Source organism: Myxococcus sp. CA023 (assembly GCF_010998615.1).
In the GTDB taxonomy this organism is placed as follows: Bacteria; Myxococcota; Myxococcia; order Myxococcales; family Myxococcaceae; genus Myxococcus.
In genome coordinates this window covers 73,628-87,073 of the sequence record NZ_JAAEAH010000035.1, presented here as the reverse complement: position 1 = coordinate 87,073, position 13,446 = coordinate 73,628, and the positions used below count along the sequence as shown (strand labels likewise).

10 protein-coding genes are annotated in these 13,446 nt (G+C 69.9%); 3 read left to right on the top strand and 7 right to left on the bottom strand.

Features of this window, described 5'->3' with window-relative positions:
• Together F8M74_RS17180 and F8M74_RS17175 are read left to right on the top strand one after the other, a co-directional pair.
• Positions 1-819: metalloenzyme (locus F8M74_RS17180; RefSeq protein WP_163884456.1), on the top strand; the 819-nt coding region annotated here is incomplete at its 5' end.
• Complete coding sequence (locus F8M74_RS17175; protein ID WP_141253890.1) at positions 816-1,721, top strand: DUF6055 domain-containing protein; 906 nt, start codon at positions 816-818, stop codon at positions 1,719-1,721. The genes F8M74_RS17180 and F8M74_RS17175, both read left to right, overlap by 4 nt.
• 7 nt (positions 1,722-1,728) lie before the next feature.
• On the opposite strand, the gene F8M74_RS17170 is transcribed toward F8M74_RS17175, so the two are convergent.
• The 3 genes from F8M74_RS17170 to F8M74_RS17160 form a co-directional block, all read right to left on the bottom strand.
• Positions 1,729-3,453, bottom strand: a complete 1,725-nt coding sequence (locus F8M74_RS17170; protein WP_228559816.1) for a TldD/PmbA family protein — start codon at positions 3,451-3,453, stop codon at positions 1,729-1,731.
• A gap of 130 nt (positions 3,454-3,583) precedes the next feature.
• Entirely contained in the window at positions 3,584-4,903 is a 1,320-nt protein-coding gene (locus tag F8M74_RS17165) for a nucleotide sugar dehydrogenase (protein ID WP_141253896.1), read from the bottom strand.
• Positions 4,904-4,970: 67 nt separating this feature from the next.
• On the bottom strand, positions 4,971-6,962 hold the full coding sequence (locus F8M74_RS17160; protein WP_141253895.1) for an alginate lyase family protein: 1,992 nt from the start codon (positions 6,960-6,962) through the stop codon (positions 4,971-4,973).
• 286 nt (positions 6,963-7,248) lie between these two features.
• Here F8M74_RS17160 and F8M74_RS17155 point away from each other — a divergent pair, with 286 nt between their 5' ends.
• On the top strand, positions 7,249-8,283 hold the full coding sequence (locus tag F8M74_RS17155; RefSeq protein WP_228559814.1) for a HAMP domain-containing sensor histidine kinase: 1,035 nt from the start codon (positions 7,249-7,251) through the stop codon (positions 8,281-8,283).
• A 12-nt stretch (positions 8,284-8,295) separates the two neighbouring features.
• On the opposite strand, the gene F8M74_RS17150 is transcribed toward F8M74_RS17155, so the two are convergent.
• From F8M74_RS17150 to F8M74_RS17135, 4 genes are read right to left on the bottom strand one after another with little or no spacing between them, the layout of a single operon-like run.
• Complete coding sequence (locus F8M74_RS17150) at positions 8,296-10,842, bottom strand: response regulator (protein ID WP_141253888.1); 2,547 nt, start codon at positions 10,840-10,842, stop codon at positions 8,296-8,298.
• A 9-nt stretch (positions 10,843-10,851) separates the two neighbouring features.
• Complete coding sequence (locus F8M74_RS17145) at positions 10,852-11,436, bottom strand: chemotaxis protein CheW (protein ID WP_141253887.1); 585 nt, start codon at positions 11,434-11,436, stop codon at positions 10,852-10,854.
• Between the two features lie 4 nt (positions 11,437-11,440).
• On the bottom strand, positions 11,441-11,824 hold the full coding sequence (locus F8M74_RS17140) for a PleD family two-component system response regulator (RefSeq protein ID WP_011552752.1): 384 nt from the start codon (positions 11,822-11,824) through the stop codon (positions 11,441-11,443).
• On the bottom strand, positions 11,821-13,437 hold the full coding sequence (locus tag F8M74_RS17135; protein WP_141253886.1) for a methyl-accepting chemotaxis protein: 1,617 nt from the start codon (positions 13,435-13,437) through the stop codon (positions 11,821-11,823). The genes F8M74_RS17140 and F8M74_RS17135 overlap by 4 nt, the downstream gene beginning before the upstream one ends.
• Positions 13,438-13,446: the final 9 nt, after the last annotated feature.

Below are 13,446 nucleotides of genomic sequence, written 5' to 3'. Positions count from 1 at the left end.
CCCCTCCCCTACGGAGGCCGCTGCATCCCCACGGACACCACCTTCGGCGTCCCTGGCCGGCCCCAGTCCGCGTCCAATCAGACGGCCATCCTGACGGGAGACCCGGCCCCCCTGCTGCTGGGCCGCCACGTCCTCGGCTACCCCAACGCGCCGCTGCGGGGGTTGATGGCGGACCGCTCCATCATCCGGCGGCTGGGCGCGGCGGGCCGCACCGCCACCTTCGCCAACGCCTATCCTGCCCCCTATCTGGACGCGCTGGAGGTCCCCCGCCGGCCCAGCACCTCCCCGCCGGAGTTCGTCCTGTCCCCGGAGTCGCGCCGCAAGGTGAAGCCCTCCGCCTCCAAGCTGGCCTTCGCCGCGGGGGGCATCCCCCTGCGGACGCTCGATGACGCCCGCGCCGGGGACGGGCTCACCCACGACATCACCGGCGCCAGCGCCCGTGCCTACGGACTGCCCGCGCCGGTGCGCACGCCCGAGGAAGCCGCCGCCGTGTTCTGGGACATTGCTTCAGGCGCGGACTTCACCTTCTTCGAGCACTACCTGGCGGACGAGGCCGGCCACGCCCAGGACTGGACGGCCGCCCTGGCCGCGCTGGACGCGTTCGACGCCTTCACCCGCGCGTTGGTGGCCACACGCCCCGCCGAGGCCCGGGTGCTGGTCTGCAGCGACCACGGCAACGTGGAAGACCTCTCCACTCGGGGACACACGCTTCACCCCGTGCCCGTGCTCTACTTTGGCCCGCCCGCGCCCGAGGTGGAGTCCTTCTCCACCGTGGCCGATGTCGGACGCGCGGTGGTTCGCTGGTTGGGTGCGGAGTGAGTCAGGAGTCACCAGCAACAAAGGGCCGTCGCGGCAGTCCCGGCTGGGCAGCGGTGCTGCTCGGCCTGAGTCTGCTCACCGGCTGCTACGCATCCCAGAGCGCCCGCGTGCTCGTCAGCAAGGGCACCGGCGCCGGCATCGACGTCGAATACCAACCGCGCGACACCGAAGCGGCCGTGCAGGTGAAGCTCGCCGTCGAACGCGCCATTCCCCGTCTCCAGCGCTGGGGCACCTTCGACGACACCGTCACCATCGTCGTTCACCCCAACCACGCGGCGCTGGAGCGCGCCGCCAACCGCCCGGGGCACGACTTCCTCCGCGCCTGGGCACGCTACGAGCAAATCGAGCTGCAGAGCCCTCGGACCTGGACGTCCCGAGGCGCCAGCCAGGGCCAGGTGGACGAACTGCTGCTGCACGAGCTCACCCACAGCCTCATGTACCAGGTGGCCTCGGACCGGCTCGGCTGGACACGCAAGCGGATTCCCCTCTGGTTCCGCGAAGGCATGGCCTCCTACACCGCCGAACAGGGCTACCGCGTCTCCAGCCTGGACGACCTGGAGCACTACTGGCGCCAGCACCCCAACGCCGACCCCTTGTCGCAAGCCGACGCGCTCTACCAGTCCGAGAGCGGCGTCGTGTATGGCGCCGCCCACCACGCCTTCACCTTCCTGGCGCGCCGCTATGGCGAGGACACCATCCGGAAGGTGCTGCGCGGCATGAGCCAGGGCCCGGACTTCGACAGCGCCTTCCAGCGCGCCGTGGGCGTCACCCAGGAGAGCTTCCTCCAGGACTTCCGCCGGTACGTGCGCCTGCGCGGCTTCAAGGGCGCCAGGCAGCTCCACCCGGCGCGCCCCCGGCCAGCGAGCCCCATGCCTGTCGCCCCCTCACCGCCCCCTCAGTAGGGCGCTGCTACGGCTTCGCCGCCGGGGCCTCCAGGGCCGCCGGGCTGGTGAGAATCGGCGGGCGGTCCTTCCCCTCCATGGTGCGCTGGAGCTCCAGTTCCTGCAGCAGCATGGCCGGCGCCACGGTGGACACCGGGACGTTGCCACTCTCCGCGCCGCAGAAGCCGTTGAAGATGCCGGGCTTCTGCCCTGAGGCGAGGATGCGGTTCACCGCCGACAGCGGCGTGCCCACGATTTCCACGCCGCGCACCAGCGTCTCCTTCCCCGTCTTCACATCCACCCGGTACACCATGCGCGGCACGCCCTTGAAGGCCTGGTAGCCGTAGCCGGACGTGTTGGTGTTGCCCCCTGTGATGTCGCGGATGATGAGGCCAAACGGCTTGCCCTGACGCTTCGCCTCGGCAATCAGACGCTTCTTCAGCTCCGCGTCGCTCACGCCGTTCGTGCTCTCCACCATCAGGTTCGCCATGCGCGCCACCGGCTTCAGGTTGCCCTGGCTGCGGCCGTGGCCGTTCGACTGGAGGAAGCCCTCCACCGGCCGGCGCCCCTGGAGGTAGTTGCGCAGCACGCCCTTCTCCACCAGCGTCACCCGCTGGCCGCGCACGCCCTCCTCGTCGAAGAGGTAGTAGCCGTTGAGCGGCTCGTTCTGGAGTACGCGCCGCGTCGGGTCGTCGTGGATGGAGATGAACGACGGCAACACCTGCTTGCCCACCTGGCCCTTGAACGTCTTGCCCTCGTTGTCACCTTCCTGCCGGTCTCCCTCCAGCCGGTGCCCCACCGCTTCGTGGAAGAGCACCCCGGCCGCTTCCGGCGCGAGGATGGCGGGCCCCGTGTACGGGTCGATGGCGGGCGCCGCGCGCAGGGCCAGCAGCTCCTGGATGACGTCATCCGCCGCCTTGTTCAGGCGCGCCACGTCCGGCAGCCCCGCTTCGGCGGGCACATAGAAGTTGCGCGAGTTGTCCAGCAGCTGCCCGTCCGGCGCCCGGGTGACGGCGGAGACATGCAGGCCGTACAGCGTCTCCTCGGTGATGATGCGGCTGCCTTCCGAGGACACGAACAGCCGCGTCACCTTGTCCTTGGTGACGCGCACCTCCGAGTCGAACAGCTCCGGGTGTGCGTTGAAGCGCGCCGACACGTCGCGGGCCACCTTCACCCAGCGCTCACGGTCGAATGGAGCCTCCAGCGGCGGCTCCACGTGCTTCACCGGCTTCTCGCGCGTGAAGGACGGCGGACGCTTCGGGTCCTCCACCGCGTAGACGTCCTCGCCCTTCTTCTTCAGGTACTGGAACAGCGCGGACTTGTACTTCTCATCGGTGATGAGCCACAGCGAGGTGCGCAGCGCCAACGGCGAGTCGTCCAGCGGGCCTTCTTTGCGCGACACATAGCTGGTGCCCTTGGTCGAGAAGCTGAACTCCAGCCCCTCCGCCACCGAGCTGTCGAAGTCGTAGTCACCGACGCGCACGTCGACGTACAGCTTCCGCTCGCGGTAGCCGTCGTCCATGAACAGCGCCCCGTAGCGCGCGGAGATCGCGTGCTGCTCGTAGTCCTTGAGCTGGTAGCTCATGAAATACGGGGGTTCGTGGTTCTGCATCTTCAGCTGCTGGTGGTTGCGCGCCAGCTCAGCGGACATCGCCTCGAGCAGCTTCACGCGCGCATCCGGCACGGGCGCCGCCGCCGTCAGCAGCGCCGAGAGTGCCAGCAGGGGAAACACGGTTCGAAGGAGGGATTGCACGGCCCCGACACTAGCCCATCCCTTCCACGATACGAGCAGCTCCACGCTCACGGATGCCGCGAAGGCGGAATCCGTGAACGAGGGGCCCCCCGCCCGGAGGGTCGGTTTCCGGGCGAGCGGCGTATGACTGTCAGGCCTTCGTCACTTTCTCACGACCCTTGCTGACACCCTTGGTGGCGTTGCGCGTGTCGACGACGACCTTCGCGCGGTCCACCACCATGGCGTAGTCGATGTCCGAGTGGTCCGTGAGGATGAGGACCGCGTCGTACTGGCCCAGCGTCTCCGGCTTCAGCGGCACGGACTTCATCTCCATGTTGAAGCCGTGGCCCTTGTGCAGTTCGGGGACGTACGGGTCGTGGTACGACAGCGCCGCGCCCTTCTCTTCCAGCAGCGTCATGACGCGCAGCGATGGACTCTCACGCATGTCGTCGATGTCCTTCTTGTACGCCGCACCCAGGCAGAGGACCTTCGCGCCGTTGAGCGTCTGCTTGTTCTTGTTCAGCGCCTCCATCGTGCGCTGCACCACGTAGTACGGCATCTGCCAGTTCACCTCGCCAGCCAGCTCGATGAACTTGGTGTGGAACTCGTACTCGCGCGCCTTCCACGTCAGGTAGAACGGGTCGATGGGGATGCAGTGCCCACCGAGGCCCGGGCCCGGGTAGAAGGGCATGTAGCCGAAGGGCTTGGTGCTCGCGGCCTGGATGGCCTCCCACACGTCCACGCCCATGCGGTCGCAGAGCATCTTCATCTCGTTGACCATGGCGATGTTGACGCAGCGGAAGATGTTCTCCAGCAGCTTGGTCAGCTCCGCCACGCGGGTGGAGGACACCGGCACCACTTCCTTCAGCGCACTGCCGTAGAGGGCAGCGGCCACCTCGGAGCACTCGGGCGAGTAGCCACCGACAATCTTCGGAATCGTCTTGGTGTTGAAGCTCTTGTTGCCCGGGTCCTCGCGCTCGGGGCTGAAGGCCAGGTAGAAATCCTTGCCGGCCTTGAGGCCGTTCTTCTCCAGCAGCGGCTTGAGCACCTCCTCCGTCGTCCCCGGGTACGTGGTGGACTCCAGGATGAAGAGCTGTCCAGAACGCACGTGCGGCGCGAGCGCCTCACCCGTCTGGATGATGTAGCTCATGTCCGGCTCACGCGACGCGGTGAGCGGCGTGGGCACGCAGATGATGACGCAGTCCATGTCCTTCGCCTTGGCGAAGTCCGTGGTGGCCTTCAGCTTGCCCGACTTGCTCAGCTCCGCCAGCGGAGCGCTGGGGATGTGCTTGATGTAGCTCTCTCCCTTCTCAATCTTGTCGATCTTCCGCTTGTCGATGTCGAGCCCCATGACGGGGAAGCCTGCCTCCGCGAACGCCATCCCCAGCGGAAGACCGACGTAGCCAAGCCCGACCACACCCACCCTCGCGTCCCGCTTCTTGATGCGATCCAGAAGCGGGCTGCTCACCATCACCCTCATCGTCCTCACCTCTCCTGATGCGACGTGCCGTTAAGACGGTCACGTCCCGACCCGACACTCAGTGGAAAACGACCACCCACCTCAGCCACGACGGAGGCGTCACCTGCCCCCGGAACTCCACCGCCAGCGACGGCACCACCCGCCCGTACCCAGGCGAATACTTCGACGACACCAACCGCGCCGTCAGCCCCTTCTCCAGCACCACCCAGGCGAGCGGGGCCCCTTCCGGCCCCAGCTCCACCACGAGCGGCTCGAACGACACCGGCTCCTCCATCACACGACCCGCGCGTGACAGGACCTGCACTTGAGGCGACACCACTCGCGCCTGTTCATCTGGCAGATGGAATCTGCCCACCACGTCATGCCGGCCCGTGCCCACGAAGCGGTCACGTCCGGCCAGAGCGCGCTCGCCCCGGTCCAGCCGGAACGTGCGCTCGATTCCCACGGGCGCGGGAAGCCGGCGGTAGCCGTCATGCCGCACCAACAGCCTGTCCACCGACTTCCCCGGCAGGAAGGCCACCACCCGCGCCCGAGCCTCCTCCGGCAGCGCGAACAACCGCGCCGAATCCAGGGGCGCCTGCTCCGCGCCATCCACCTGCACCGTGTTGTGCGCGGCCGTTCCGCGGAACCAGTTCCGCAACGCGGGATCTCGCGTATAGGTGCCGGTGCCCGGATCCACGATGACGGGACGCCCGTCGACGTGGAGCTCGAAAGAAAGTTTGTCGTTGTGGCTGTGTCCCCCGACTCCGCCTTGTCCCTGCTTGCCGGCGCTGACAGTGATAACGACACCCGCGCCGCGCAAGATGTGAAAACCACCCTCCGGAAAGCTCACCGACACGGGCTCCGGCGCGGGCGCGAGCGCGGCGAAACGCGCCTGCCCGGCGCGGCCCAGCAGCCACGCGGCCTCGTCCACGAACTCGCCGCCGCCCAGGCCCGCATCGCCGAAGAGCGCCGCGCCCAGGCCCACCAGATAGCCGTGCGCGTTGTCCTCGCGATCGCGCAGCGGGAAGACGCGGCCGGAATCATTGTCGCCAATCTGTGGCGCCAATCCCTGCTCGGAACACCACGCGCGCACGGCGTGGAACATGCGACGCAGCCGGGACTCGTACTTGGGCCCCAGTGGCACACCCGCGCCGCGCGCGGCGAGGTACGCCAGCGTGAACAGCTCCACCGACAGGCGATGATAGGGAATGGAGCCCTCGAAGGACGTGCCCTCGAGGTGCACCTGCTTCTCCATCTGTTCGCGCAGCCCACCCACCGCCAGCGACACCTGCTGCGGCGCGCCCGGCAGCTCCGGGAAGAGCAGGCCCACCACCAACAGGCCCACGTAGTTGGAGACCAGGTGGTTGTTGGGCACCGCGCCGCGGTCCTCCAGGTGGGCCTCCACCCAGGCGGTATGCTCGGCCAGCGCGCTCAGCACCGGCACCAGGAAGTCCGGCCGGGCCACCGCGGGCGCGGCGGAGAACATGGCCAGCGCCTGCGCAAGGTTCGCGGCGCGCAGCGCCACCTCCATGGCGCACGTCCAGTGCACGCCCTGCCCCACGGGGTTCGCCTGGAGGAAGTCCAACACCTGCGCCACGAAGGCATCCGCCAGCCGCGCGCGTACGTCAGCGGCCGTCTCCACCCAGTAGCCCTGGCCCAGCGCCACGACGCTGTCGAGCCGGCCCATCACCCACGGGTACTTCGGGTCGCTCCCCGTCACGGCGAGCGACAGGCGCTCCACGGGCTCCACCGGATAGCGGTGACCACTCACCGGATCCAGGGACCAGTCCACGGGACGACCCTCGCCGAAAACCACCGGGGTGCCGAAGACGTCCCACTCCTGGCGAAGCGCGGCCTGGGCACGGGCCCGCGCGCGCTCCAGGCCGCCGGGCACCGCGGCGAGCGCCTCCAGCACCGACGCGCGCTGAGAGACTTCACACCAGATGCGTGAGCGGCGCTGGCCCAGCGCCAGCTCCACCAACTCCACGCCATCCGTCGCGCCGTAGCACTCGAGGAGCTGCACCTCGTCCGCGCGCTCGCGCCGACGATAGAGTGCCTGCCGCGCCACACCTTGGACACGCCGCACAGCGCTGCGCGCCAGTCCGCCTGGTGCAAGTCGAGCGATCGCCGCGTAGTAATCGAGAGTCCCCATTCGCCCCTTCCGCCACCCGTGCCGGATGCCGTTAGCAAGTGCCTGGCCAGGGGCTGTTTCTTAGGAGTTGAGCGGGGTTGCGCGGCGCCTCCGTCCCCCCTGACGGTAAAAAGTGGGGGCTCACACGCCCTGAAGGGAAAAGGATTTCCGATTCGTGGGCGTCCCGCGCCCTCCCTGGGCAGTGTTGCGGCGCGTGCGTGGCGTGCCCATACCTTTCCGCGTGCTGGCAGGTGCTTGGACGGGGTGGCGCATCGGCAACGCATCCGATGCAGGGGTGGAACAGGCGCTCGCGGAGGTTGCCGAGCGCGCCTTCCGCTGTGGTGCTCGTGCGGGATTGGAGTCCCTGGTACGCGAGGCCCAGCGGATGACGGGCGCTTCCGGAGCGGCTTTCTATGACGGACGCGTCTGTGTCGCGGCGACAGGGGTCGTCACGGCCACGCGCGCCCGGGGAAGGACGCGTCGTCGGCCGGCCCTGGTGGTGTGGCCCGAACGGCCCACCGGCCGGGATGCGCGGGTGCTCGCGCGAATGTCGGCGTTCGGCGCCGTGCTGCTCGCGGCGCATGCCCGGGAGTCGGACGCGGCGGCGCGGCACGTGCATCTGCTGAAGGCGCAGCGGCGATTGGAACGGCGGGTGGTGAACCAGGAGCACCGGCGCTCCCGGGCGTCACACGACCTCAGGACACCATTGATGGTCATCAAGGGATACGTGGACATGATGCTGAAGGGAACGGCGGGCGGGCTGACGGCCCCCATCCAGCGCTACCTGGAGCGGCTGCGCCGCTCGGCGGACGACCAGAGCGCCATCATCGAGCGCCGGCTGGCGAAGGTGCAGGACGAGGGCGTGGAGGACCTGCGCCCCATGCTGCGCACGGCCTTCATCCCCGCCGCGCGCGGCCAGCGCGTCGTGGACACGACGATGACGCTCCCGGACCGGCCCGTGGCCATTCCGGGCCCCCGCGATGACGTGGAGCTGCTGGTGCGCGCGCTGGCCCGCGCGGTGGCGGCGTCGGGCGCGCCCACGGCGGTGCGCGTGGAATCCGCGGGGGACGCGGGCGTGTGGCAGCTGCGCGTCAACATCCGCGGCGACAAGCCGCTGCCGGAGAAGACTGTCACGCTGCTGCGGCACCTGACGCAGCGGCTGCGCGGTGGCCTCTCGTTGCCGGAGGAGACCGGCAACGGCTGGGTGGTCCACCTGCCGGTGGATGACACCGTGCCCGTGGCGCCTCGCGACGCGTGAGGCGCGGCACCGTCAGGACACGGGCAGCAGCTGGCGCACCAGCTCCAGCAGGCGGCCTCGCTCCACCTCGCGCTTGACGAGGTACCCGTCCGCGCCCGCCTCCAGACCGGCGGCGCGGTCCTCGGGACTGTCGAGCGACGTCACCAGGATGATGGGCGTGCGGTGCAGTTGCGGGTGCGACTTGATTCGCCGCGCCAGCCCCACGCCGTCCAGCCGGGGCATCTGCCAGTCGCTGACCACCAGCTGGCAGGGCGTGCGCTCCAGGATGCCCCACGCCTCTTCACCGTCCGCCGCGGTCACCACCGGGTAGCCGGCAATCTCCAGCAGCGACTTCATGGCGAAGCGCGTGGTGAGCGCGTCGTCACACACGAGGATGCGAGGCCGCGCCGTCTCGCGAGCCACCGAGCGCGTCTCCGGCCGCGCCGCGCGCACCAACTCCGCCGCGTTGAGCACCGGCACCACGCGGCCGTCGTCCAGCACCGCCGCGCCCGCCAGGTGCCGCACGCCCTTGAGGTGGCGCCCCAGTGAGCGGACGACAATCTCCTGCTGCCCCACCACCTCGTCGATGGCGTACAGCACCTTGTCCTCGCCCACCGTCAGCAGCGCGGCGGCCTGCACCTTCCCGGAGTCCAGCGCCAGCGGCAGCCGGGGCAGGCCAATGGCCTCCGCCAGCGGCAGGAACGTGAGCTGCTCCCCATCCAGCCGCGCCACCACGCGGCCCGCGACGGTGCCCACGTCGTCCGGGTTCAGCCGGAGGATGCGATTCACGCTGTCAGAGGGAATGGCGGACACCGTGGTGCCCGTGCGCACGAGCAACCCCAACGCCGCGGCCAGCGTCAGCGGCAGGTCCACGGTGAAGCGCGTGCCCCGGCCCGCCGTGAAGGCCACGTCCACCGAGCCCTGGAGGCGCTGCGCCGTCGCCTGCACCACGTCCAGGCCCACGCCCCGTCCGGACGTCGCCGTCACCTGCTCCCGCGTGGAGAAGCCTGGCTGGAAGATGAGCCGCGCCGCCTGCGCGTCCGACAGCTTCTCCGCCTCATCGGCCGGCAGCAGCCCCCGCCGCACCGCCGTGGCGCGCACCCGGCTGGGCGACAAGCCGGAGCCGTCATCCTCCACCACCACCGCGATGCGCGAGCCCCGGGGCTCCACCCGCACCGTCAGGCGCCCCGCTTCGGGCTTGCCCGCGGCCCGCCGCTCCTCGGTGGACTCCAAGCCGTGGTCGATGGCGTTGCGCACCAGGTGCAGCAGCGGGTCCTTCAGCGCGTCGAGGATGCGCCGGTCCAACCGGACCTCGCCGCCCGACAGCTCCAGCGTCACCTGCTTGTCCAGCCGCGCGGACGTCTCTCGCACGGTGCGCCGCAGCGGCTCCAGCACCTGCGAGGCCGGCACCATGCGCAGGTCGCGCAAATCATCGCGCGCCACCTGGGCCACCAGCGTGAGCTGCTCACCGTCGCGGTGCGATTCCTTCGTCAGCTCCAGGAGCTGCTTCTGCAGTCCGCGCATCTGCGTCACGCCCGCGCGGAGCGGCTCCAGCGCGGGACCGCCGCCCGCCATCGCGAGCTGCGACGACGCGCGCTCCAGGTGCATCAGCACCTCGCGCATGCCGTCCATCAACACGCGGTGCGCCGCGCCACGCCGCGTCTGCTGCGCGCGTCCGGCCAGGAGCAGCTCCACCTGGAGCGCGATGGACTCCAGCGTCTTCACCGACACGCGGACCGTCTGGTCCGCCGGTCCGCGGGACTCCGTCGTGGCCACAGCCCCCGTGGGGCCCTGCGCCGCCGCGCCTTCCACGGGCGCGGGAGACGGCGACACGCGCAGCGAATGGACGGCGCGAGCCACCGCCCCTGCTCCACCCGCGGCCTCCAACGCCGTGCGCAGATCCACCAGCGTGCCAGCCACGTCCGATGCGGCCAGCCCCGCGGAGTCACCGCCCGGCTCCATGCGCGTGAAACCCAGCGCCGCGGCTTCCGCCAGCGTGGCCACCGTCTGCGCCCCGGCGGACTCGGCGGACGCCTTCAACGTGCGGGCCCGCTCCACCGCCGTGCGCACCACCGCCGCCCGGTCCGGCACATCCGGCGAGCACAGCGCGCTCAACCCCGCTTCGAGGAGGTCCAGCACCTCCAGCCCCTGCGCGGCCGCGCCCGAGGCCGCCGTCTGGGGAACAGCCTCCGCGGACTCGTGGCCCAGGGCGGCCAGCAGCGAAGACAGTCCTTCCACCACGGGCGACTGTCCGGCGTCGCCACGGGCCATGGCGCCTTCGATGGCGGAGAGGCCGCGCAGCATGGCCTCCACCGTGTCGCGGGGCAGCCGCTCCTCCTGATTGAAGGTGGCCAGCCCGTCCTCGATGGCGTGCACCACCTGCTCGATGTCGTCCAGGCCCAGGCTGGCCGCGGAGCCCTTGAGGCTGTGGACCAGCCGCTTGAGCGACGGGAGCAGGTCCGGCTCACGCCCCTGCGCCGGGCCCTCCAGCCCCAACACCTTCGACCCGATGGCTTGAATCTGCTCGCGCGTCTCCGCGGAGAACACCGGCCAGATGCTGCGCAAGAGCTGAGGATCCATGGCGCGTGCCTACTCCCCTTCGGGCCGCGTGGCGGACGGGCCCCCGAGCTGCTCCAGGTCCAACACCGTCAGCCGGTCCGGCGTGAGGAACAAGAAGGGCCCGGGCGGAGGCTGAGACAGCTCCACCTTCGGCAATTCCTTGCGTCCTTCGACGGACTCCGCCGCCAGCCCGAACCCCTCTTCACTGTCATCCGCCTCGACCACCACCACCTTGCTGAGGTCCGACATGCCGCCACCCTCCAGCCCCAGGAGCTGGCGCAGGTCCAACACCGGCACCACGCGCGAGCGGCTCACCAGCGCCCCCAGCACGTGCCGGGGAGCACCGGGCAGCGAGGCGATGCCGCGCGCTTCAATTACGTGGTCCACGTGCTCGATTCGCACCGCATAGCGTTCGCCGCCCACCTGGAAGGCCAGCACGGAGAGCACCTCCTGGCGCTCCTCGTGGCGGGATTCGGCCAGGGCCCGGGCACGGGCGCTGAGCACCTCGCGACGCTTCTCGGGGCTCACACCCTGCTTGCCATCCAGCAGCGAGTGCGCCTCGGTGAGCTGGCGTCGCAGCCCGGCGTAATCAATCTTGGCGTCGTCCTTCGACATGCGCTCAGTACCGGGTCGCGGGGAGCTTCAGGATGTCGCGCACCTTCGAACGAAGGTCGTCCACGGACACCGGCTTGTTGAGGAAGGCGCTGGCACCCACCAGCTTGCCCTTCTGCCGGCTCGCGTCGTCCTTCAGCGACGTGAGCATCATGAAAGGGGTGTCGTGAAGTTGCCGGTCCGCACGGATCGCCGCGCACAGCGCGAAGCCGTCCATCTCCGGCATCTGCACATCGGAGATGATGAGGTCCGGCTTGAGCTCCCGCGCCTTGGTCAGTCCAATCGCGCCATTCGGAGCGTCGAAGAACTCCAGCCCCCACCCCATCAGGTACACCTGAAGAAGGTTGGTGATGGTCTTCGTGTCTTCGACGATGAGCACCTTTGCGTTCATAACTGGTACCTACCCACCAGGTCCGAGAACCGTTTCGAGAGATTGGTCAGATTGCCTGACACCTGTTCGATGCGCCGGGTGCTCTCCACCGAGTCTCCCATGGCGGATGTCAGCTCGCTCATCGCCGTGGAAATCTGCTCCACGCCAATGGTCTGCTGACGCGTGTTGCCGGCAATCTGCCGCGCCGCGCCCGACGACTCGCGGATGACCTCCGACAGGCCCAGGATGGTCGTCCCCGCTTCGCGAGCCAGTTCCATGGCCGCCTGCGCCCGGCGGCTGCCTTCCTCCGTGGCGCTGACGGCCTGCCTCGTCCCCTTCTGCACTTCGTTGAGCAGGCCGCGCACCTGCTCCGCGGCGATGCGGGACTGCTCCGCCAGCGTGCGCATCTCCGTGGCCACCACCGCGAAGCCCCGGCCATGCTCCCCGGCCTTGGCCGCTTCAATGGAGGCATTGAGCGCCAGCAGGTTGGACTGCTCGGCCACGTCCTTCACCGTGCCGATGATGTCGCCAATCTGCATCGTGCGCTCGCTGAGGTCGGTGATGGACAGGGCAATGGCCTTCACCTGCTCGCCCAGCTTTTCCATGCCGGAGACGCTCTCGCTGACGACCTGCTGCCCCTCCGCGCTGAGGGCTTCGGACTTCTGCGTCTGGGAGATGACCGAATCCGCGTAGGCCGTGGCCTGCTTGGACGTCTGGGCAATCTCCGCCACCGTGGTGCTCGTCTCATTGATGGCGGAGGCCTGCTGGTGGGCCATGGCCGACTGCTGCGTGGAGGTGGCCAGCACGCCCGCCGCCTCGCGCTCCATCTCCGCCGCCGCGCTGCGCAGGTCCTGCAGCAGGTGGGAGAGCGCGTCCGTCATCACCGCGAAGCTGCGCGCCACGTCGCCAATCTCGTCCGAGCCCTGGAGGTCCACCTGCTGGCGCAGGTCCCCCGCCGCGATGCCCGCCGCCGCGCGCGCCAGCCGCTCCAGCGGCACCACGAGCATCCCGGACACCAGCCATGCCGCCACCATGCAGACCACCAGCACGAGCAGGCTGATGATGGCCGTGAAGCGCGTGGCCTCCCGCAGCGTCTGGCTCAGCCCCTCCTCGTGGAGCGCCAGCTGGAGGGTGCCCAGGTGCCCGGCGGAGCCAGCCCCGGGCACGGGCGCCGTCGTCTCCACCACGCCCGTGCCCTTCACGGACCTGCGGCGGAGCACCGAGGCATCGCCTTCGACGGAGGCCGGAGCCTGCGCCTCGCCGGCGTAGCGTTCCGCGGCGGCCTCGCCCAGGAGGACGCCGTCCGCGTCATGGACGCGGACATAGGCGACCTCGGGCCCCAGGCTCAGCGCGCCCTGCACCAACTCCTGCAGCCGCTCCGGGTCGCGATTCGCGCTCAGCATGGGCGTCAGCGTCTTCGCCAGTTCCACGCTCACCGAGCTGGCGCGGCGGGACAGGTCGTTGCGAAGCGCGTCGCCCATCTGCATCCACGTCGTGGTGATGAGGATGACGGCCACCAGCCCCCCCGTCGCCCCGGTGAGCGCGAGGATTTTCATCCGCAGACTGAGCCTGCTCCCCGGCGCGCGGCCCGGCGGTGTCAGGTGCGTCCCTTTGACGTCCACGTTGCCTCCCACCTCGTGCGG